Origin of the sequence: Brachybacterium equifaecis (assembly GCF_023509525.1) — a bacterium.
Classification (GTDB): Bacteria; Actinomycetota; Actinomycetes; order Actinomycetales; family Dermabacteraceae; genus Brachybacterium; species Brachybacterium equifaecis.
Genome location: NZ_JAKNCJ010000009.1, coordinates 1 through 21745, shown reverse-complemented (window position 1 = coordinate 21745; position 21745 = coordinate 1). Strand labels below are relative to the sequence as shown.

Here is a 21745-nt window from a genome sequence, read left to right as displayed (position 1 = left end):
GTGCCGCGCCCGGGGGCGGGAAGACGTCCCGACATTGATTGAAGATGCAACTATAACTCTAGTCCCGCCCGCGCACACGAGCAATGCGGGCTGCGCCGCACCGCGCGCCCTGCACGCGGTGCGGTGCGGCCCGCAGGGGCTGACGAATACCCCATAGGGGTATAGTCTCGAGGGATACCACCCCTGCCCCTGAGAGGACAGATCATGCACACTCTCCCCCAGCTCACCCGTCGGGCCGCGATCCTCGCCGGCGGCCTCGCCGTTCTCGCCGGCTGCACGAGCGGCGAAGATGACGCGATGCCGGGCATGGACCACGGCAGTGCGCACGGCCAGGCCTCCGACAGCGGCTCCGGCGCGGGGTCCGACGGGACATCCGGCCACGGCTCCGACCATGGCGGCGCTCACGCCGGCCATGCGATGGCTGGCGGGCCGGCCCCCGAGGGCATCGCCGAGGCGGCCGATCCGACCTACCCCGTCGGCACGGAGGTCGTCCTGACCGCCGACCACATGCCCGGCATGAAGGGCGCGGAGGCCACCATCACCGGCGCCTTCACGACGACGACCTACGCCGTCTCCTACACCCCGACCGACGGCGGCGCCCCGGTCACGGACCAAAAGTGGGTCGTCCACGAGGAGCTCGAGAACCCCGGCGCCGCTCCCCTGCCCGACGGCACCGAGGTCGTCCTGCTCGCCGAGCACATGCCCGGGATGAAGGGCGCGACCGCCACGATCGACAGCTCCACCCAGGAGACCGTCTACATGGTCGATGTCGATGCGGACGGCATGACGATGACGAACCACAAGTGGGTCGTGGAGAGCGAGATGCAGCCGGTGGGCTGAGGGTGAGGGCCGGGGCGGATCGGGGCAGGGAGTGCTCGCCGTGTGCCACACTCCCGCCCATGCCCCGCATCCGCACGATCGCCCTCGCCGACGCCCCCGCTCTCGCCGATCTCCAGCAGAGCAATCGCGCGTTCCTCGCTCCGTGGGAGCCCCTCCGCTCCGATGAGCACTACACGGCCGCGGGGCAGTCCGCCGTGATCACCGGACTGCTGGAGGCGCAGGCCAGCGGCCAGTGCGCCGCGTTCGTGATCCTCGATGACGAGGGCCGGGTCGCCGGGCAGATCACCCTCAGCGGGATCGTGCGCGGGGCGTTGCAGTCGTGCGCGGTGGGCTACTGGCTCGCCGAGCCCGCAAGTGGCCACGGCTTCGCGACCCAGGCACTCGAGGAAGCGGTCCAGCACGCGTTCGATGAACTGGACCTGCACCGCGTCCAGGCAGAAGCGCTGCCGGCGAACATCGCCTCGCTGCGGGTGCTCGCCCGCTGCGGCTTCACGGTCTACGGGCTCGCCCCGCAATACCTGCGGATCGCCGGCCAGTGGCAGGACTGCCTCATGCTGCAGCGTCTCGCAGACTGACCGCGACCGACAGTTCCCTGCTGGTCACGCCACGGCGAGGGGCACGATCTCTGCGATCTGCTCCCCTGCGGAATCCTCTGCACGGTCCAGTTCATAGCGGCTCTGCAGGTTGACCCAGAACTCTGCCGAGGTCCCGAAGTACTGCGCCAACCGCAGCGCCGTATCCGCAGAGATCCCACGCTTCCCGTGCACGATCTCATTGATCCTGCGAGGGGGCACGCCGATGGAGACGGCGAGCTTGTTCTGCGTGATCTCGAACCCCTCGATGAAATCCTCCATGAGGATTTCACCCGGGTGGATCGGCGCGATCCTGCCAGTGGTAGTCAACGATCACCACCTCCTCCGGCCTGATCGATCGACGGCGCGCGCCCGCGCGGCTGCGGGCTTTCGGCCTCGCTGCTCCCGACCGATCTGTCATGGGGAGATTCTCCAACGACTTCCGTCGTCCACGCCAGGCGTTACATCCGCCCCCCTCAGGACCAAAGCCCCTCCCCACCCCGCCCCGCCCGGCATACCCTGCCCCCATGTCCACGCACGACAACGAAGTCAAGAACGGCAGCCCCAAGAAGCTCGACAAGGCCGCCTACGAGAAGGAGCTCGAGCGCCTGCAGGCCGAGCTCGTCGCCATGCAGCAGTGGGTGATCGAGTCCGGGGAGCGGGTGCTCCTGATCTTCGAGGGGCGCGACGCCGCGGGCAAGGGCAGCGCGATCAAGCGCATCACCCAGTACCTGAATCCGCGCCACGCCCGCATCGTCGCCCTGCCCGCGCCGACGGAGCGCGAGAAGACGCAGTGGTACTTCCAGCGCTACGTGCCCCACCTTCCGGCCGCAGGCGAGATCGTCATCCTCGACCGCTCCTGGTACAACCGCGCAGGGGTGGAGCGCGTGATGGGCTTCTGCACGGATACCGAGTACCACCGCTTCCTGCGGCAGGCCCCGGATTTCGAGCGGATGCTCGTGGAGGACGGGATCCGCCTGATCAAGTACTGGTTCTCCGTGTCCGACGAGGAGCAGGAGGCCCGCTTCCGCTCGCGCGCAGAGGATCCGATGCGCCGCTGGAAGCTCTCCCCGATGGACGTCCAGTCGATCACCCGCTGGGAGGACTACTCCCGCGCGAAGGACACGATGTTCGCCGCGACCGACCTCCCGGGCGCCCGCTGGGTGACGATCGAGAGCGAGGACAAGAAGCGCTCCCGCATCAACGTCATCCACGACATCCTCACCCGCATCCCGTGGACCTACGTCGAGGAGCCCTCGATCACGATCCCGAAGCGTCCGGCGGAGAAGGACACCGGGTACGAGCGCCCCGACCGCTCCGAGTTCGTCTATGCGGAGGACGTCGCCGCGAAGCTCGAGAAGCCCTCGAAGAGGAAGCCCTCGAAGGCGAAGCGCGGGGCGTGAGGGCCGACGGGCTCGCGGGCCCTTCCGAGAGCGCCCGAATCGCCCTATCCTGGCCGCAGTCAGCCGCTCGTCGGCCCCGCGCTCGACCGCCCCTGGAGGAACCATGCGGCACATGCTGCGCTTGATCGCCCTGCCCCTGGCCCTTCTGTCCCTCACCGCCTGCGTCGGCACGACGACAGCCGGTTCCGGTCCGCCCGCCACCGACCCGGCGAGCAGCCCCGCGGCCGCGACATCGTCGGGCGCTCCGCGCGCGACACCCTCGGCGTCGCCCTCGACCGAGACCGCCAGCGAGGACCCCCAGTCCTCCGGAGGCACCGCCCTGACCACGATCTGGGTGGACTCGACCTGGAGCGTGGAGGAGCGCAGCGAGGACCTGTGCGCGGTCAGCGCCGTGGTCTCCCCGTTCACGCTCACGGGCGACCGGCAGCACGTCATGTGCGGGCCGACCGCGGCGGACACCATGGCCTGCGCGATCGACGGCCCGGATGACACCGTCACCTGCATCGTCGATCCGCTCGCGAAGAAGGCCATCCGCTTCCGCTCGCCCGCTCTCGCCGCCGGGACCGACGTCTCCCCGCGCGAGGGCGAGGCGATCCCCCTGTATGTCGCGCTGCCGGACGGCGTGAACTGCGCGCCGATCACCCATGACCACGACCAGCACTTCGGCGGCCAGTTCAGCTGGTACCGCTGCGAGGACGGCTCGGAGCTGCTGACGCCCGACGAGATCGACGCGACCTTCGAGCGCGGCGAGCCCTGGGTCGTGCAGCGCTCCCGCGACCAGCAGGCCCCGGAGGCGACCGCGGTGACCGCCGCGATCTTCGCGCAGTACGAGGGCTAACAGCGCCCGGCCCGGCTCCCAGGAGGATCCATGCACTCGCACCTGCGTCCCCTGGCTCTGTCCCTCACGATCCTGATGCTCGCGGCCTGCACGGGTCCCGGCACGTCCGACGGCACCCCGCAGGAGCGCGCCGGCGAGGTCACGAGCCTCCTCACCACCTGGGTCCAGGACGACTGGCAGGTGGAGGAGATCGACGAAGACCTCTGCGCCGGCGGAGCGGCTGCCTCGCCTTATGAACTGGCCGACGGCAGCGACCATGTCATCTGCGGCGACTACGCGCTCGGTGCCCGCGCCTGCGCCCTGGATGACGACGGCGCCACCATGACCTTCATCGTCGACGCGATCGATCAGACCGCGCTGCGGTTCCGCTCCTCGTCCGCGGCGGCCGGTCTCGACGCGGAGGGCACGCGCAGTCAGCCGATGCCGCTCGCCCTCATGCTGGTGGGAGACGTGAGCTGCGAGCCGCGGGACTCCCCCGCGGATGCCTCCGATCCGCCCGCACTCACCGTCCTGCCCGACGGGACGGACAGCTGGTACCGCTGCAGCGACGGCTCGGTGCTGCTCAGCGGCGGCGGCGCGGACGACACCTTCGACCGCGGTGAGCGCTGGACCGTGCAGCGCTACGCGGAGGGCGGGGAGAGCGAGACCGTCATCGTGGACTGGGCGATGTTCGCCGATCACGCGAATCCGACGGTGCGGTGAGCCCCGATCTGCCTACGCTGGCGTCGGTCCCGCTGCGCCCGACTACCCGGAGGATCTGATGCGCAAGCTCCTCAGTGCCACGGCCATGCTCTTCAGTGTCCTGATGCTCGCGGCCTGCACCAGCCTGGGCGCCTCCCTGCACCCCGTCACGGAGATTCAGACCGTCTGGGAGATCGATGACATTCCGCCCTGGCAGGTCGAGGAGGACCTCTGCGCCGACGGCGCCTCCGCCTCGCCCTACGAGCTGCCGGACGGTCCCGACCACTTCATCTGCGAATTCCCAGACGAGGGTGTGCGCGCCTGTGCGCTCGACGGCGTCGGCGACAGCGTGACCTGCATCGTGGGCGGCGTCGGCCACAAGATGATCCGCTTCGACTCCCCCACCGCCGCAGCGGGACTGGAGCTGGAGGAGTACGACGGCGAGCCTCAGCCGCTCTCTGTGAGGCTGGAAGACGGGAAGTACTGCTGGCCGATGCTCCCGGGGGCACGGGAGTTCTGGGTGAACGAGGACTACAGCGCACCGCCTGGCATGACGGTCTGGTACGAGTGCACGAAAGGGTACAACCTGATCAGCCCCAGCGGACCGGCCGAGACCTTCACCCGAGGAGAGCGCTGGACCGTGCAGCTCTGGCCCCAGGACACGGAGGGCATGGACTACCCGATACAGCCCGAGACAGTGGGCGTGAAGTCGGCGAGGTTCGCAGACCACGAGCACCCGACGCTGCCGTGAGGGGGGGGCGGGGCGCGGACTCCGCCCGTCGGCCCCGCGCGAACTCCCGCCTCCCGTCCAGCCCGCCTTCCTACAGTGGGGCCAGAACCCGAACCCCCTCCTGAAGGAGACCCCCATGACTGACGTGCGCACGCTTCCCTTCCACGACGGCCGCTCGATCCCCCAGCTCGGCTACGGGGTGTGGCAGGTCGAGGACGACGTCGCCGAGGACGTCGTCGGCCAGGCGCTGAAGGCCGGCTACCGCCACATCGACACCGCGACCGTCTACGGCAACGAGAAGGGCGTCGGCAAGGCCATCGCCGCCTCCGGCGTGCCCCGCGAGGACCTGTTCGTCACCACGAAGCTCTGGAACTCCGACCAGGGGTACGAGTCGGCGCTGGAGGCGATGGACGCCTCGCTCGAGCGACTGGGCCTCGACTACGTCGACCTGTACCTGATCCACTGGGCGGTCCCCTCGAAGGGGAAGTACGTGGATTCGTGGAAGGCGCTCATCGAGCTGCAGAAGCAGGGGAAGGCGAAGTCCATCGGCGTCTCGAACTTCCCGAAGGAGCAGCTGCAGGAGATCATCGACGCCACCGGCGTGGTCCCCGTGATCCACCAGATCGAGCTGCACCCCTACTTCCAGCAGCGCGAGCTGCGCGGCATCGGCGAGACCCGCCACATCCTCACCGAGTCCTGGTCGCCGCTCGGCCAGGGCGGCGGCGAGCTCGAGGACCCGGTCATCACTGGAATCGCCGAGAAGCACGGCGTGGACGCCGGGCAGGTCATCCTCGCCTGGCACCTCGCCAAAGGCCTCGTGGTGCTGACGAAGTCCGAGACCCCCGAGCGCATCGTCTCGAACTTCGAGGCCGCGAGCCTCCAGCTCACCGACGAGGAGATCGCGCAGATCGACGCCCTCGACAAGGGCGAGGACGGCCGCGCCGCAGCCGATCCCGCGACCGCGGACTTCTGAGCCGCGCACCTCAATCTGAACCGGTCTTCAAGCGTCTGACGGATTCCGCAGGCTCGTCAGTCTCCCTACGCCGCCGGTCTACTGGCACCGAGAGGTGAGCCGTATTGCTCGCCACGGCCGATCCTCTAGGAACGGTTTGATGGCGGTCGGAAGGCCACGCAGTCAATCCCCCGCCATGCTTACCCAACATGGGGCACGATCCCCCGCCCGTCGACTGGGGATCGTCCGCCCACACCGGAACAAGTAGCCCGGATCCTGATCTAGTGCCATGGCGGGGTGGCCGCCCTGAGGACTCGCGCCAACCAGCGCATCCAGCGCCCTTCTCGAACCTGAGCCGGCCCGGAAGCGCCACTCCCAAGGGGCAGAGCTCAAATATCGGACACTAGCGTGATCCGCGGCACACTCTGCGAGAGACCTGGACCACAGTCGATTCACCTGCTACGGTGATCACAACCTCTTAATACGTTTCAAGCGCCAACAGGGCTTCGATTTAAACGTTTTAAGGACTCGGTGGGATCTCCACCGCGAGGTGCCGCGCCGAAGCGGCCGGCAAAGATGCTGACTCAGGAGAAGGAGACGTTCATGCGTCGTACAAAGGCATTTGTGATGACAGGGTTCGCACTGGCGACGACTCTCGCACTCGCCGCGTGTGGAGGCGGCTCGGGAACGAGCAGCGCCGGTTCCGACGGGGGTGCAGGTAGCGACACAGTTCAGGTCGCATTCGTCCCGAAGGTGCAGGGAATTCCTTTCTTCGAAGCGATGAACACCGGCGGCCAGGATGCTGCCGAGGAGTTCGGCTTCGAATGGGTGTATTCCGGTGCCACCACGGCCGATCCCGCTGCACAGGCGGACGTCGTCCGATCGCTCGTCCAACAGGATGTCGACAGCATCAGCGTCGCGCCCAACGATCCGAACTCCATGGCCCCCGTGCTGCAGGAGGCGGCGGATGCCGAAATCTCCGTCGCAACGGCTGATACCGACGCACCGAACTCCGTCCGAGAGTACTTCGTAAGCCAGGCATCCGAGGAGGGCATCGGCACCGCTCTCACGGAGGAGATCATGGAACCGATGAACGGCGAAGGCAAGATTGCCATTGTGTCCTGCGGCCAGACGGCCTCCAATCTGAACGCCTGGATCGATGTCATCGAGGAGAAGATTGCATCGGACTACCCCAACGCCGAGATCGTCGACGTCGTCTACGCCGATGAGGATCAGGCGCAGGCCGTCACGATGGCCAAGGACCTGATGAACGCTCACCCTGACCTCAAGGGCCTCATCGGACCGTGCACCACTGCCGCTCCCGGCATCGCCCAGGCGATCACCGAGTCCGGCAAGGTCGGAGAGGTCTTCTCCACCGGTGTCGGCACCCCTCAGGCGATGCTGCCCTACCTCGAGTCGGGTGCCGCTTCGTCGTCCGTGCTGTGGAACGTCGAGGACCATGGGTACCTCACGGCGTGGGCCGGCTGGCAGGTCGCGCAGGGCAATGAGTTCCCCAGCGATGGCCCCTTCGATGCCGGGCGCATCAGTGGAGTGACGTTCGACCCGGAGACGAACATCCTGCTCCTGGGTGAGCCTCTGATCCTGACCGCCGAGAACGCGGGCGACTTCGACTACTGACCGATCGAATCCATCAAGGTGGTGGCGGATCCCTGCCTAGCTGGCATCCGCCACCACCGACAGTCGGGAGCGGTGTGATGACTTCAGACAGCGCGGGGCGGACTTCCTCCAACCTCGAACCAATGCTGCGCGCCACTGATGTGGCGAAAAGATACGGCGGCGTGCGCGCCCTCCGTGGAGTGGATTTCGAAATTCGTGCGGGCGAGGTCCATGGGCTCGTCGGCGAGAACGGGGCAGGCAAGTCGACCTTGATCAAAGTGCTCGCGGGTGCCGAAACCCCTGATACGGGAACGGTCACTGTGGATGGCAAGACCCTGCGCCTTGGTGACACCCAAGCGTCTCTCGCAGCTGGGATCTCAACCGTCTACCAGGAGCCGCATCTCTTCGGTGAGCTCACCGTGGCGGAGAACATCTTCGTCGGCCGCGAGCTGACCACTCGCGGAAGAGTCCGCTGGGCCGAGCAGCGTGAACAGGTCGCCCAGCTCCTCGAGCAGATCGGACTCGACCCGAACCTAGCTCGGCGCAACGTCGCCGATCTGCCGGTCGGCGAGCAACAGCTCATCTCGATCGCCAAGGCGTTCGCCACCGAGGTAAAGATCCTCATTCTCGATGAGCCCAGCGCTATCCTCGCGGACCGCGACATCGACACGCTGTTCGAAGTCGTCCGCCGTATGCGCGCCTCAGGCGTCGGCGTCATCTACATCAGTCACCGCCTCGACGAGCTCGGTCAGATCACTGACAGAATCACTGTCATGCGCGACGGCTCCGTGGTGACCACCCGCCCGACGCATGAGCTCAATCCTCGGAAGATCGCAGAGCTCATGGTCGGCCACGAACTGGAACGGCTATCCGTCGAGCGGAAGACGGTATCCGAGGAGGTTGTTCTCGATATCCATGGACTGGCTGCCGGGAAGTCGATGAAGGACGTCTCCCTCCAGCTCCGCAAAGGCGAGATCCTCGGCGTCTATGGGCTCATCGGCTCAGGCACCTCGGACCTTGCCCGCGCCATGTTCGGGATCGTCCCGTCAACTGCGGGCGAGATCAAAGTCAACGGGACGACGGCTGTACTGCGGTCGCCGGCGGATGCCGCTGCTGCCGGCTTCGCCATGGTGCCGGGAAACCGGAAGTCCGAAGGCGTCTTCCTCAACAAGTCGCTCGCGTTCAACATTTCTGCGAGCCATCTGCGCTACTTCTCCAAGGCAGGACTCGCATTCGATGCGAAGCGGGAGCGAGCCACCACCCTCGAACTGATGAAGAAGCTGCGCGTCAAGGCCCCCGCTCCGGAAACCAGGATCGGTGCATTGTCAGGCGGCAACCAGCAGAAGGTCGTCATGGCCCGGCAGCTGGTGGAGTCCCCGTCAGTCCTCATCCTCGAGGAGCCCACTCAGGGGGTCGACGTCGGCGCGAAGGACGAGATCCATCGTCTCGTGCTGGAGCTCGCAGCCGAAGGCACCTCTTCGGTCGTGATCTCCACGGATCTCGAAGAGATCCGCACACTGTCCGATCGGATCATTGTGCTCCACCAGGGGCGCGTGGGCCACGAGTTCCCCGGTGACACATCCACGGCAGCTCTGCTCGCTGCCGCGTCTGGCGCCACCGACGTTGACGCCGACGCCGACCGAGCCATCCCCGCCCCGCGGATCACAGAGGGAGAGTCATGAGCACCGTCACGCAGGAGAAGGCCCCGCGACCTGTCCCGCGCCTGCGGCGCACGCCGATCATCGAGGGGCAGGAAGCCGTCCTCATCGCCGTCTTGGTCATCGTCGGGGTGTTGCTCGCAGTGTTTACAGACACGTTCATGACGTCGGCCAATATCCAGACCGTGCTCTACACAGTCGCTCCGATCGCCATCATCGGCGTAGGAATGACCGCGGTCATGGTCACCGCCGGAATCGACGTATCCGTCGGCAGTCAGATGGCAATCGCCATGGTCGTCGTGGGCAAGCTGCTGCGCGACACCGACCTCGGCTGGTTCCCGGCACTCGTCGTGGCCGTGGTCGTCGGCTCGATCCTCGGCATCATCAACGGTCTGCTGATCGTCGTGGGCAGGATCCATCCGATGATCATCACTTTCGGCACCCTCAATGTCTATCGCTACGTCGCGCTGCAAATCTTTGGCGATCAGCAGGTCTCCGGTGTGCCGGATGACCTCGGATTCATTGGCGGTTCAGTCCAAGCCGTGACGTTCGGCATCCCTAACGCCCTCCTGCTGGCCATGGCTCTCATGGTGATCATGTGGGCGTACATGCGGCAGTGGGCCGGTGGGCGACATCTGTATGCGATCGGCGGCGACCCGGGGGCCGCCCGGCTCACGGGAATCCAGGTCAACAGAAAGCTCATCAGCGTCTACGTTCTCATCGGGGTCCTCGTCGGCATCGCCTCTCTCGTCCAGGTGGGCTCAGGCGGCCTCATCCAGCAGAACGTCGGGATCGGCCTGGAGCTGCAGGTCATCGCCGCGTGCGTCATCGGCGGTACCTCTGTGCTCGGTGGTCGCGGAACGGTGTTCGGCACTCTACTGGGCGCCCTGCTAGTCGGTACGGTCTCCAGTGCGGTGACGCACTTGGGGTGGCCGAACGAGCTGACGAATCTCTTCGTCGGCATCTTTATCATCGTCGCGGTCGGCATCGACCTCGTCCGTCAGAAGCGGAGGACCAAGCTGTGAGCACCTCAACCGTTCCTGGCAATCTGCAGCCAGCCAAGCAGGGACCCTCCAGCGATGGGTTCGGCAGCCGAGTCCTCCGCAGGGTCCTGACAGATCGGGTCACGCTCCTCGCCATCCTCATCGTCGCCCTGTTGGTGGCTTTCAGTGCCCTCAGCGCCGCCGACAGGCTCAACGCCCCGTTCAATGTCTCCTATCTGTCGACCTCCCTGATGTCCTTGGTTCCGGTCGCACTCCTCGCGCTCGCCCAGATGTTCGTGATCATGTCCGGGCGCAGCGGGATCGACCTGTCCGTGGGCGGGATGGTCTCCCTCGCCGCAATGCTCTTCGGATGGCTTGTGGGGCCCCAGCAGTGGCCGGTGATCACGGCCGTGGTCATCACCCTCATCGCCGCGATGCTCATGGGTTTGCTCAACGGCTACCTCGTCTCCTACCTGGGCTTTCCACCGCTCATCGCCACTCTGGCGAGCTCCTACGTCTTCGGTTCTATGGCTATGCTGGCCAACGATCGGGCACCGTTCGCGGACGAGCGCATCGCGGCGACCAACGCGCTCACCCGGCGGATCGAGCTGTTCGGGGACGTGGCGGTACCAGCGCACGTCTTCACCGTGCTCCTCCCCTGTATTCTCATCGCCTGGCTCGCGCTCGCGAAGAGTCGATGGGGCAAGTCCCTCTATGCCGTCGGGACGAATGACGTCGCTGCCAAGTACGCGACCCAGCCGGTCAAGGCGACGCGCGCATCTGCTTACGTCGCCGCCGGTCTCCTCAGCGGCGTGGCTGCGATCGTGAACGTCGCCCAGTTCGCCTCGGCACGGCCAGACGCCGGCACAGCCGGGAACGGCATGGCGCTGCCGGCCATCACCATTGCGGTCCTGGGCGGCGTCGCAATCGCCGGCGGGCTCGGGCGGGTCGGAGGAACGGCTCTTGCCGCACTGCTCATCACGTGGCTGAACGCAGCGATCCTCATCAGCTTCCAGGGGTCGATGGGTCCCCGTGTCCAGCTTCTGGCTCTCGGCCTTGTGCTGCTCGGTGCCGTGCTGCTCAACTCCTACGCGAACCGCCGGTACGGTCTGGCGGAGTAGAGGCGCTGCCGAACCCTGGCACTGGCGGGGATCTGAGGACCCTGGGCCCCGTCAGTGCCGCACCCTAGACCCTTTAGCCGACCGGAATGGAGCTCTGATGACTGCCACCGAGGGGCACATCGATGCCGTTCGCCCTGCTCCCCGAGTAGGAATGCAAGCCGTCGCCCAGAAGGCTGGGGTCTCGGTGGCCACGGTGTCCAATGCGATCAACCGCCCCGAGCTGGTGAGCCAGGCGCTGCGCAGGCGGGTGGAGACGGCGATCTCGGAGCTCGGCTATATTCCCAACGCGGCCGCCCGCAGTCTTCGGACCGGCAGGACGGAGTCGCTGGGCGCAGTGGTCTTCGATCTCGCCAACCCCTTCTTCGCCGTCAGCGCCCGCCACATGTCCAACGTCGCAAACGACCGTGGGTACGCACTCACCGTCATGAGTACGGACCAGGTGATCACGCGCGAGGAGGCGAGCCTCGACTTCCTCATCCGACACGGCGTGCGCGGCATCGTCGTCACGACCGCCCTGCCCGACCTGTCGCAACTCGTCGCAGTCCACGACAGGGGCGTCGGCGTCATGCTCCTCGCCCAGGAGAGCGATAATCCCGCGATCGGCTCCGTGCACGTGGACGACTTCGCCGGCATGAGGCTGCTCGTGGAGCACCTCATCCGCAGCGGACGGCGGCAATTCGGATTCGTCGACGGTCCGGGTCGCGCCCACCAGCACGTCGCGCGCCGGGCCGCGCTTCTGAGGGTCCTAGAGGAGGCAGGGCTCGATCCTGCTGCCCATCTGACAGAGGTCGTCGCCTCGGCACCGGATCTGGACGGCGGCCGGGCCGCCACCGTCGAGCTTCTCGCTCGCCGCGGCGCAAGCCTCGACGCCATCGTGGGGATCAACGACTATACGGCCATCGGCGTGATGCTCTCGCTGCAGTCCGCCGGGCTGAGTGTGCCCGACGATATCGCCGTCACCGGCTTCGACGATATCGATATCGCCAAGATGCTCGCCGTGCCGCTGACGACCATCCGCCAGCCGATGGCCGAGCTCGGGTCCATCGCCGTCGGCCAACTCATCGACGCGTGCGAGAGCGGCAGCCCAATGTCCCAGCGGGTGCTGGTCCCTGAACTCGTCATCCGCAGATCGACCAGCACCTGATCGCCCGACAACTAACGGAAGAGATTCCCATGACCGACGATGCCCTCACCGTCCTCGCCGACTTGAGCCCCGAGCTGCAAGAAACCGTCGCTCTGACACGGGCGACGGTGGCCGACCTGCACGCCGAGCTGCCCCGCAATGGGCTGGTGGTGTGGACTGCTGGGAACGTCTCAGCCAGGGTGCCCGGCTGCGACTTGTTCGTCATCAAGCCCTCCGGGGTGGCCTACGACGACCTAGGAGCCGATGTCATGGTCGTCTGCACCTTGGACGGAGTGAAGATCGATGACGGCACCGATGAGCGACTCCAGCCGTCCTCGGACACGGCCGCACACGCCTACGTCTACCGGCACATGCCGGATATCGGCGGAGTCGTGCATACCCATTCGCCCTACGCGACCGCGTGGGCCGTCATCGGTGAACCTGTGCCCTGCAGCCTCACGATGATGGCGGACGAATTCGGGGGGCCGATCCCGATCGGGCCGTTCGCTCTCATCGGCGACGATTCGATCGGCCGCGGCATCGTCGAGACCCTCCGGGAATCCAGGTCACCGGCGGTCCTCATGCAGAACCACGGACCATTCACGGTGGGCAAGGATGCGCGCGCCGCTGTCAAGGCGGCAGTGATGGTCGAAGAGGTCGCCAGGACCGTGCACCTCGCCCGTCAGATCGGGCATCCCCTCCCTCTCGCGCAGGACGACATCAACCGCCTCTACGACCGCTACCAGAACGTCTACGGCCAGCGCTGATCCGCACATCACAGAAAAAGGGAGCACCACATGAGTGAGCAGAACGTCGACATCTGGCGCCGAGAGATCCGGGAGCAGTTCCTCCAAGCCAAGACCGACCATCCGGAGAACTTCGAGCGGCGCATCGACATCTCCTGGTCCAACTGGGGATTCGGCATCGAGGATCTCGATGACTCCTGCGCACGCCTCGCAGCAGCGGGCCTGAGCTTCATCGAGCTGCACGGCAACCACTATGGCGACGACCTCGGGTACCGGGTGGACGCGACCCTTTCGACCCTCCGGCGGCATGGCCTCGAGGTATCGGGGGTGTGCGGGATGTACGGCGTCGACAACGACTTCTCCAGCAACCGACCGATCCAGCAGCAGGAGGCCATCGCATACACCCGCCGTGAAGCGGCATTCACACGCGACGTCGGTGGCGCGTACCTCCTGGTGGTCCCCGGCGCCGTGGGCCGCCCGGACGCCTATGACACCACCGAGTTCCACCGGTCGGTCCAGGCACTGAGGTCTGTGGCCGACATCTTCACCGAGACGGGGGTCAAGGCCGCGATCGAACCCATCCGCGCCGCCGAGGTATCTCTCGTGCGGTCGGTGGCCGACGCAGTCGAGTACATAGAAGCCGTCGACCATCCAGGGGTGCAGCACATCAACGGCGACGTCTACCACATGCAGTCGGAGGAGCAGAACATCCCGCGGGCCATCCTCGAGGCCGGCGATCGCCTGGTGAACCTGCACCTGGCCGACTCGAACCGCGGCGCGCTGGGCAACGGCTCGATGGACGTGGACACCATGATCATGGCGCTGTACCTCATCGGACAGAACACGGAGGGCCGGTTCGTGACGCCTGAGCCGCTCGGCCCCGGCGCCGGACCCTATCCGGCGCGCAACGGACGACCGGACCCCGCCAGTCTCGATGTGCTCGTCCATGACACGGTCAGCTACTTCCGGGCCCGTGAGGAAGCAGTGCTGTCTCTTTGATGATGTCTGCCGCAATGGTGGACCCCGACTACCTCTGGAGGACCCGTTGAGCCCCACAGCTCCGGCAGCGCCATCTGCCGATCCGGACAGCGCCGCACGCCAGTCGATTCGCGATGGCCGGACATCCCTGGGCATCGAGCTCGGATCGACCCGGATCAAGGCCTGCCTCATCGGCCCCGATCCGGCCGCAGTTCTCGCGGTCGGCGCACACGAGTGGGAGAACGATTTCGTCGACAGGCTCTGGACTTATCCGCTCGAGAAGGTCTGGATCGGGATTCAAGACGCGTACGCCAAGCTTGCGGCCAGTGTGCAAGAGCGCTATGGCCTTGAGATCACCGCGCTCGGCGCCCTAGGAGTTTCGGGGATGATGCACGGCTACCTCCCCTTCGACGAGGCTGATCAGCTGCTGGTGCCGTTTCGGACCTGGCGCAACACGAACACCGGACCAGCTGCCGCTGAACTCTCCGAGCTGTTCGGCGTCAACATCCCTCTGCGGTGGTCCGTCGCCCACCTGTACCAGGCGATCCTCGACCAAGAGCCGCACGTTGAACAGACTCGGTTCGTCACGACCCTGGCCGGATATGTTCACTGGCAGCTTTCGGATCAGAGGGTGCTGGGAGTGGGGGACGCCTCAGGCATGTTCCCGATCGACTCGACAACAGTCGACTACGACGCACGGATGACCGAGCAGTTCGATGATCTGGTCCGGGACAGTGCAGCTCACCTGCGCATCCGGAACCTGCTGCCTCAGGTGCTCGGAGCCGGCACTCCCGCAGGCACGCTCACGGCACACGGGGCGGCACTGCTCGATCCTTCCGGCTCATTAGAGTCAGGCGCGCCGTTGTGCCCGCCGGAGGGCGACGCTGGGACCGGGATGGTGGCCACCGGATCTGTGGCACCCCGAACGGGGAACGTCTCGGCAGGAACGAGCATCTTCGCCATGGTCGTGCTTCAGCAGCCTCTCGTCGGCGTACATCCTGAGCTCGACCTCGTGACGACTCCGGCCGGCGATCCCGTGGCGATGGTGCACTGCAACAACGGTGCCAGTGAGTTTGGGGCATGGGCAGGCATGTTCGCACGCTTCGCCGAGGCTGCGGGAACGCCGATGTCCTCCGACAAAGTCTTCGGGACCCTTTTGCAAGAGGCGCTCAACGGGGAAGCGGACGCAGGTGGGCTTGTCGCGTACAACTACCTGGCCGGAGAACCGATCACCGGCATCCCCCAAGGACGCCCGATGTTCCTGCGCACTCCGGAGAGCAGGCTGACCCTCGGCAACTTCGTCCGTTCTCAGTTGTACGGCATCTTCGGAACCCTGAGCTTGGGAATGCGAGTGCTCGAGAAGGAGGGCGTCGCGATCGACCACATGCTCGCACACGGTGGACTGTTCCGTACGGCTGGCATCCCTCAGCGCATGCTCGCCGACTCACTCGGCACACCGGTCGCCGTCGGAGAGACCGCCGCTGAAGGCGGAGCCTGGGGAATCGCGGTTCTCGCCTCGTACCTCGAGGTCGCTCCCAACATGGACCTTGCCAGCTTTCTGGACCAGAAAGTATTCGCCAAGGCTCCGTTCACAATCATTGGCCCAGAGCCGACAGACGTTGCCGCATATCAGGTCTTCCTCGAGCGATACCGGGACGGGCTTGCAGTGATGGCGACCGCAGCGGAGGTGCTCTGAGGGCAAGGCGATTGCGCTCATCTCCACAGCTTCGCACAGAGATATACGACTCGACGGCGAGGAACGCGGTCCTCGGCCTTGCTCGTGGACCAGCTCGGCGACTCATCCTCGACCGCCAGGGTTCCGCGACGCGTGCCGGCGGACCTCGGAGCGCGGCTCGTCTCGGACGTGAATAGCTTCAGCACCGCCAATCGTGCCCGCCAGTTGCCTGCCCACCCGCCCCTAGGTCGACGACACCAGTTACACACCCCACAACGGCAGGTCGATCAGCGCGAGCACCTCGGATACGGCTTCAAGCCGCCGCTCAGTCAGAATCTCTGTCAGCTCGAGATCTGGTACACCTCTACGAATTCCGGCGCTACTGGTGTGGAGGTCTCTCAGGGGGCTCTCTCGGGCACCTCATTGCTGGAAATCTCAGCCCTTCCGCTCCGGCCGCACGAACGGGAAGGTCAGCACTTCGCGGATGCTGGTGTCGGTCAGCAGCATGACCAGGCGGTCGAGCCCGATGCCGAGGCCGCCGGCGGGTGGCATCGCGTTCTCGAGCGCGAGGAGGAAGTCCTCGTCGATCTGCATGGCCTCGACGTCGCCCGCGGCGGCCTTGAGGGACTGCTCGGTGAAGCGCCGGCGCTGCTCGAGGGGGTCGGCGAGCTCGGAGTAGGCGGTGCCGATCTCCATCCCGCAGATCACGAGGTCCCAGCGCTCCACGAGCCCGGGCTGGCTGCGGTGCGGGCCGGTCAGCGGGCTGGTCTCGCGGGGGAAGTCGACGTAGAACGTGGGGCGGATGGTGCGCTCCTCGACCAGCTCCCCGTAGAGCTCCTCGATGATCGCGCCGGGGCCCATGCCGTCGGCCACGTGCACGCCGTGCTCGGCGGCGAAGCCGAGCAGCACGTCCATGTCGGTCTCGAGCGTGATCTCGGTGCCGACGGCCGCGCTCACCGCATCGAGCACCCGCACCACGGGCCACGGCGCGGAGACGTCGCCGAGCAGCGCGCGCAGGCGCTCGGCGGGATCCGCGGGCTGCGCGGAGCGGGGCCTGCCCTCGAGGTCCTCCCCCGTGCGCACGTTGTGCAGGGGCAGCACCTCGTGCCCGTACAGCGCCCGCGCGGCCTGCTTGATCATCGCCTCGGTGATGCGGCGCATGCCGTTGTAGTCGCTGAACGGGGCGTAGGCCTCGATCACGGTGAACTCGGGGTTGTGGGTGGCGTCGGCGCCCTCGTTGCGGAAGTTGCGGCCGATCTCGAAGATCGGGCCCATCCCGCCCACGAGCAGGCGCTTCAGCGCGAGCTCGGGGGCGATCCGCAGGGTGAGGTCGGCCGAGTAGGCGTTGATGAAGGTGGTGAAGGGGCGGGCGTTCGCGCCGCCGTGGATGGCCTGCAGGATCGGCGTCTCGACCTCGGTGTACCCGGCGCTCTGGAAGTGCTCGCGCACCGCGCGGATCACCACGGAGCGGGCGCGCAGCAGCCCCGCGTCGCGGGGGTGGACGATGAGGTCGGTCGAGCGTCGGCGCAGGCGCGCCTCCGGATCCTCGAAGGAGCCGAAGGGGATCGGCTGCAGGGCCTTGGACGCCATCTGCCAGCGGTGCACGATGAGCGAGGGCTCCCCGGCGCGGCTGGTGCCGGCGCGGCCGTGGAAGAGCACGATGTCGCCGGTGTCGACCGCGCGGCGCCATAGTCGCAGGGAATCGGGGCCGACGGTCCCGCGCTCGAGAATCGCCTGCAGGGTCTCGGAACCTTCGATGAGCTCGACGAAGACGACCCCGCCGAAGCTGCGCATCCTGCGCACGCGACCGGCCGCCCGCAGCGGGGCGTCGCTGCCGCCCTCCGCGATCCGCGCGGCGACCTCGGCGAAGGCCTGCGGTGCGGAGAGGCCGATCGGGTAGGGCTCCATGCCGGCTTCGCGCAGCAACTCCATGTGCCGCACGCGGTGGCGGGACTGGTCGGAGCGGCGGGGCGCGAGATCCTCGGTCGCGACGCGCCGTGCGTCGATCTCCCGCACGCGCGCGAGCTCGTCCTCGCTGAAGCCGAGCGGGCGTGCATCCACCAGCGCCCGGCGGGGCCAGGGCACGAAACCCTCGAGCACTCCGGCGGCGAGCGCGGTGCGCGGGACGGTCAGCACGCTGCTGACCAGCAGGTACCGCGGCCGCCACTCGGGGCGGTACTTGTCGTTGCTGCGGTAGAGGCTCTCGAGCTGGAAGCGGCCCTCGAAGCGGCTGAGCACCGCGGAGCCGAGGCGGGTCAGGGGGCTCGCGCCCACGCGCTCGGAGCCGGCGAAGACGCCGCGGAGCATCGCGAAGTTCAGGCTGACCTCTCGCACCCCGACCTCGCTGCCGCGCGTGAGCAGTTCGCTGACCATCAGCTCGGTGACGCCGCCGGGGGCCGACGGGGAGCGCCGCATGACGTCGAGCGAGGCGCCGTTGCGGCCCCACGGCACGAAGCTCAGGAGGCCCTGCCACTGGCCGTCCTGATCCTCGGCGGTGACGAGGATGCAGGAGCCGTCGGCCGGATCGCCGAGCCGCCCGAGCGCCATCGAGAAGCCGCGCTCATCCCCGCCCTGGCGCCACTGATCGGCGAGCCGGACCATCTGCTCGCGCTCTGCGGGGGTGAGGGCGCTGTGCCGGCGGATGGCGACGGTGAGGCTGGCCTTGCGGGCGTGGTTCGCGGCGCGGCGCACGGCGGTCATGTCGGTGCGGGCGAGGTCGAAGCGGTCGGTGCGCAGCACGGCCTCATCGCCCATGGCGGTGGCGAGCATGCCGTGGCGGGTCCAGGCGGCGGCGGCGTCCTCGCCGCTGGAGATCACGGCGGGCAGCCAGCCGCTGCGCCGGCAGAGGTCGAGGAACGCGTCGATCGCGCCGTCCCAGGCGGACTTGGGGCCGACGGGGTCTCCGGAGGCGAGCGCCACTCCGCCGACCACGGAGTAGGCGATGGCGGCCTCCTCGCCGGGGCCGAACACGATGGCCTTGTCGCGGCGGGTGGCGAAGTAGCCGAGCGAGTCCTGTGCGCCGTGGTCGGCGAGCAGGCTGCGCACGCGCAGGGCGTGCTCGGCGCTCCAGGTCTCGCGGCGGTGGGCGGAGCGGAGGAACACCCAGGCGGCGGCGAAGATCGTGAGGCCGAGGAGGATCCCGGTGAGGTCCGGGACCCAGCCGGGCACGCGCGTGAGCTGCGGGGCGGGCAGGCGCAGGCCGAACGCTTCCAGCAGGCCGTGCAGGAGCACCTGCCATTGGAACGCGCCGGAGCCGGCGGTGAGCAGCAGGATCACGTGGCTGACCAGCAGCGAGACCGCCGTGCCGATCACCAGCACCGCGGCGGCGAGCAGCCAGGAGCCGCGGGCGAGGCGCCCGGGGAACTGGGCGCGCACGCGGCGCAGGAGGATGAGGGCGGCGATGCCGACGAGGGGGCTGATCGCGTTCGCGCCGATCGCGAGCCACAGCCGCAGGTCCTCGCCACCGTGGAGGTAGAGCGAGCGCTGGCTGAGGATCATGATCACGATGGCCAGCGAGTACAGGCTGCCGAGCACCTGCAGCACCGCCACGGCCCAGAGCCCTGCGCGTTTGCGGCGCAGCAGCGCGCCGGTGACGAGCAGCAGCGTCGCGCTCGAGGCGAGCGAGGGATAGAGCGGCACGTTCAGGACGCTGAAGAGGATCTCGGGGAGCGTGGGGGCTTCGCGGCCGAGCTGGCCGAAGATCAGCAGGATGAAGGAGCTGGCGGCGCCGAGCGCGTAGACCCAGGTGATCGCGGTGGCGATCCGGCGACCCTTCGGATCGGTGATCTGGGCTGGCCTCTGGTCCATCGTGCGCGTCTCCCCGCCTGCGGTGTGCTCCGGGACGATCGCCGTGCGGGCCGCGCGGGGCGGGAGCGGCATGGCGGGCCGGAGAGCCCCGCTGGGGCGAGGCTCTCCGATAGTACGGTGGCAGGCGCCGCGCTCCCGTGCTCTGTGGAGTGGAGGTGGTGTGGAGAAGATCTGCGGCATTGATCGCCGCGGAACTTCCGGGAACGATCAGGGAGCTGCAGGGAATGGACGCATCGGAAGGCGCCTTCGGGCTGCTGGGGCCCCTGGTGGGCTTGGGGTCGATCGCACTCACGATCCTCGCAGTGGTGGTGAGCACGGTGGCGGTGCCGCGGATCATCCGCCGCCGCGAGCGCTCGGGGCTGCGGGCGGCGCTGATCCAGCTGGTCTCGCTGCTGGTGTGCATCGCCCTCGCGATCCTGGCGACAGGGATCTGGCTGAACCGCAGCTTCGTCTTCTTCGGGCAGTGGGGCGACATCCTCGCCGGCAGCGGAGGGAAGGTCACCACCCAGCAGTTCGGCGGCACCCCGGGAGAGACCGCGCACCCGGCGGCGACGCCCGAGGGGCTTGCGCGCCTCCATGCGGCCGAGGCTGCCGCTCCCCCGGGGACGGCGACGAGCCCGCTGACGGATCCGGAGCTGAAGGGCATCGCGGATTCGGATGACGGCCAGTACGTGCCGGTGACGTTCCCGAATTCGGCGTCGAAGCTGCCGGCGAACCTCTCGACCGGGGTGGTGCATCTGCCGGCGGGGTACCTGCAGCATCCGGAGCGCCGCTACCCGGTGATCGTGGCGCTCAGCGGGATCCCGGGCGGCCCGTACACCTGGCAGCAGGTGTTCCGCATCGGGGAGCGCGTGGATGCGATGGCCGCGAAGGGCGAGATGGCGAGCTCGATCGTGGTGATGCCGCGCGTGTTCCCCGGCACCTATGACACCGAGTGCGTGGATGCGACCGCTCCGGGCGGCAACAACTACGAGACCTGGCTGGCGCAGGACGTCACCGGCTGGGTGAAGACCCACCTGCGCATGGTGGAGGATCCGCTGGCCTGGGCCGCGATCGGCTACAGCGCGGGCGGCTGGTGCGCGCCGATGCTCGCCGTGCGCCACCCGGACCTCATCGGCACAGCGGTCTCGCTCGCCGGCTACTACACCCCGATCTACGCCGACGGGCAGCAGTGGGCCGCGCAGGATGACCCCCGCTACGACCTCCCCGCGATCGTCGCCGCCCAGAAGCCCCCGGTCGCGCTCTACTTCTTCTCCGGCGGCCAGGACGCGCTGACGGAGCCGAGCCTCGGGGAGATGTCGAAGGCCGTCACGGCTGCGGGGCCGACGACAATGCTGACGGCGGAGCGGTCAGAGCACGGAGGACACATGGTGACGCTGTGGCAGGCGCATCTAGGTGGGGCGTTGGAGTGGTTGGCGGGGGTTGGGGTGGGGTTCCGGGCTGAGTGAAAGCGGCGGCGGACAGCTCGACCACGACCGTCACTACGGCGACATACTCAGCTGGTACTCCTGCGAGGACGGCTCCGAGCGGCTGACTGTATCGCCCCGGGTTTCGTAGAGGCTCGCAAGTGACGCGCCGGCGGTCGCCAGCGCGTCGTGGTTGTGATCGTAGTTGTCCTCGAGCTCGACGGGCGGGATCATGCCGTTCTCGCCCTGGAGGCGGCGATGGTTGAACCAGTCGACGTACTCCGCTGTGGCGATCTCGAGGTCGTCGATTCCCTGCCACGGCCCCTGGTTTCGGACCAGCTCCGCCTTGAACAGCGAATTTAACGCCTCGGCCATCGCGTTGTCGTAGGAATCGCCGGTCGAACCAACCGAGGCGACCGTTTCAGCTTCCGCGAGACGCTGCGAGTATTTCACCGCAATATATTGAACACCTCTATCGCTGCGGTGCGTGAGGGCGGTGTCGTAGCGTCGTAGCAACACTCCCGGCCGGCGGGGGCCTGGAGGGGTGAGGCGGGCGTGATGGCGCGTGCAGGGTTGACGTTTAACGACAGGTCGGAGATCTCCACCGCCACGAAG

At 67.7% G+C, this 21745-nt stretch carries 19 protein-coding genes; 16 read left to right on the top strand and 3 right to left on the bottom strand.

The features are described from left to right. Positions 1–204: 204 nt before the first annotated feature. The gene (locus Bequi_RS12420; protein WP_249738256.1) at positions 205–840 is read left to right on the top strand and encodes a YdhK family protein; all 636 of its coding nucleotides are present in this window, start codon (positions 205–207) and stop codon (positions 838–840) included. A 59-nt stretch (positions 841–899) separates the two neighbouring features. Then, positions 900–1415 (top strand): GNAT family N-acetyltransferase, encoded by a 516-nt coding sequence (locus Bequi_RS12415; RefSeq protein WP_249738255.1) that lies wholly within the window; start codon positions 900–902, stop codon positions 1413–1415. Between the two features lie 24 nt (positions 1416–1439). Here Bequi_RS12415 and Bequi_RS12410 read toward each other — a convergent pair whose 3' ends face one another. After that, entirely contained in the window at positions 1440–1742 is a 303-nt protein-coding gene (locus tag Bequi_RS12410; RefSeq protein WP_249738254.1) for a HigA family addiction module antitoxin, read from the bottom strand. A 197-nt stretch (positions 1743–1939) separates the two neighbouring features. On the opposite strand from Bequi_RS12410, the gene ppk2 reads away from it, so the two are divergent. From ppk2 to Bequi_RS12345, 13 genes are all read left to right on the top strand, one after another. Beyond that, a complete protein-coding gene (gene ppk2, locus Bequi_RS12405; RefSeq protein ID WP_249738253.1) occupies positions 1940–2815 on the top strand; it encodes a polyphosphate kinase 2 in 876 nt (291 codons plus the stop codon). Between the two features lie 112 nt (positions 2816–2927). Then, on the top strand, positions 2928–3653 hold the full coding sequence (locus Bequi_RS12400) for a hypothetical protein (protein ID WP_249738252.1): 726 nt from the start codon (positions 2928–2930) through the stop codon (positions 3651–3653). A 30-nt stretch (positions 3654–3683) separates the two neighbouring features. Further along, positions 3684–4355, top strand: a complete 672-nt coding sequence (locus tag Bequi_RS12395; protein WP_249738251.1) for a hypothetical protein — start codon at positions 3684–3686, stop codon at positions 4353–4355. A 58-nt stretch (positions 4356–4413) separates the two neighbouring features. Next, entirely contained in the window at positions 4414–5085 is a 672-nt protein-coding gene (locus Bequi_RS12390; protein ID WP_249738250.1) for a hypothetical protein, read from the top strand. A gap of 115 nt (positions 5086–5200) precedes the next feature. After that, positions 5201–6037, top strand: a complete 837-nt coding sequence (locus Bequi_RS12385) for an aldo/keto reductase (RefSeq protein WP_249738249.1) — start codon at positions 5201–5203, stop codon at positions 6035–6037. Between the two features lie 555 nt (positions 6038–6592). Beyond that, positions 6593–7654 (top strand): autoinducer 2 ABC transporter substrate-binding protein, encoded by a 1062-nt coding sequence (locus Bequi_RS12380; RefSeq protein WP_347272005.1) that lies wholly within the window; start codon positions 6593–6595, stop codon positions 7652–7654. Positions 7655–7731: 77 nt separating this feature from the next. Continuing rightward, positions 7732–9315: a sugar ABC transporter ATP-binding protein gene (locus tag Bequi_RS12375; RefSeq protein WP_249738247.1), complete on the top strand. Its 1584-nt coding sequence runs from the start codon at positions 7732–7734 to the stop codon at positions 9313–9315. Continuing rightward, positions 9312–10316: an ABC transporter permease gene (locus Bequi_RS12370; RefSeq protein ID WP_249738246.1), complete on the top strand. Its 1005-nt coding sequence runs from the start codon at positions 9312–9314 to the stop codon at positions 10314–10316. The genes Bequi_RS12375 and Bequi_RS12370 overlap by 4 nt, the downstream gene beginning before the upstream one ends. After that, on the top strand, positions 10313–11395 hold the full coding sequence (locus Bequi_RS12365) for an ABC transporter permease (RefSeq protein ID WP_249738245.1): 1083 nt from the start codon (positions 10313–10315) through the stop codon (positions 11393–11395). The genes Bequi_RS12370 and Bequi_RS12365 overlap by 4 nt, the downstream gene beginning before the upstream one ends. A gap of 97 nt (positions 11396–11492) precedes the next feature. Beyond that, positions 11493–12539, top strand: coding sequence for a LacI family DNA-binding transcriptional regulator (locus Bequi_RS12360; protein ID WP_249738244.1), 1047 nt, complete (start codon positions 11493–11495; stop codon positions 12537–12539). A 29-nt stretch (positions 12540–12568) separates the two neighbouring features. Continuing rightward, positions 12569–13285, top strand: a complete 717-nt coding sequence (locus Bequi_RS12355) for an L-ribulose-5-phosphate 4-epimerase (RefSeq protein WP_249738243.1) — start codon at positions 12569–12571, stop codon at positions 13283–13285. A 30-nt stretch (positions 13286–13315) separates the two neighbouring features. Then, complete coding sequence (locus tag Bequi_RS12350) at positions 13316–14263, top strand: sugar phosphate isomerase/epimerase family protein (protein ID WP_249738242.1); 948 nt, start codon at positions 13316–13318, stop codon at positions 14261–14263. 46 nt (positions 14264–14309) lie between these two features. After that, positions 14310–15938: a xylulokinase gene (locus Bequi_RS12345; RefSeq protein ID WP_249738241.1), complete on the top strand. Its 1629-nt coding sequence runs from the start codon at positions 14310–14312 to the stop codon at positions 15936–15938. A gap of 414 nt (positions 15939–16352) precedes the next feature. Here the strand turns inward: Bequi_RS12345 and lysX are convergent, their stop codons facing one another. Beyond that, positions 16353–19796: a bifunctional lysylphosphatidylglycerol synthetase/lysine--tRNA ligase LysX gene (gene lysX / locus Bequi_RS12340; protein ID WP_249738240.1), complete on the bottom strand. Its 3444-nt coding sequence runs from the start codon at positions 19794–19796 to the stop codon at positions 16353–16355. Between the two features lie 152 nt (positions 19797–19948). Here lysX and Bequi_RS12335 point away from each other — a divergent pair, with 152 nt between their 5' ends. Next, entirely contained in the window at positions 19949–21172 is a 1224-nt protein-coding gene (locus Bequi_RS12335) for an alpha/beta hydrolase (RefSeq protein ID WP_249738239.1), read from the top strand. A 33-nt stretch (positions 21173–21205) separates the two neighbouring features. Here the strand turns inward: Bequi_RS12335 and Bequi_RS14290 are convergent, their stop codons facing one another. Then, positions 21206–21583, bottom strand: a complete 378-nt coding sequence (locus Bequi_RS14290) for an integrase core domain-containing protein (RefSeq protein WP_430623121.1) — start codon at positions 21581–21583, stop codon at positions 21206–21208. Positions 21584–21745 lie beyond the last annotated feature (162 nt).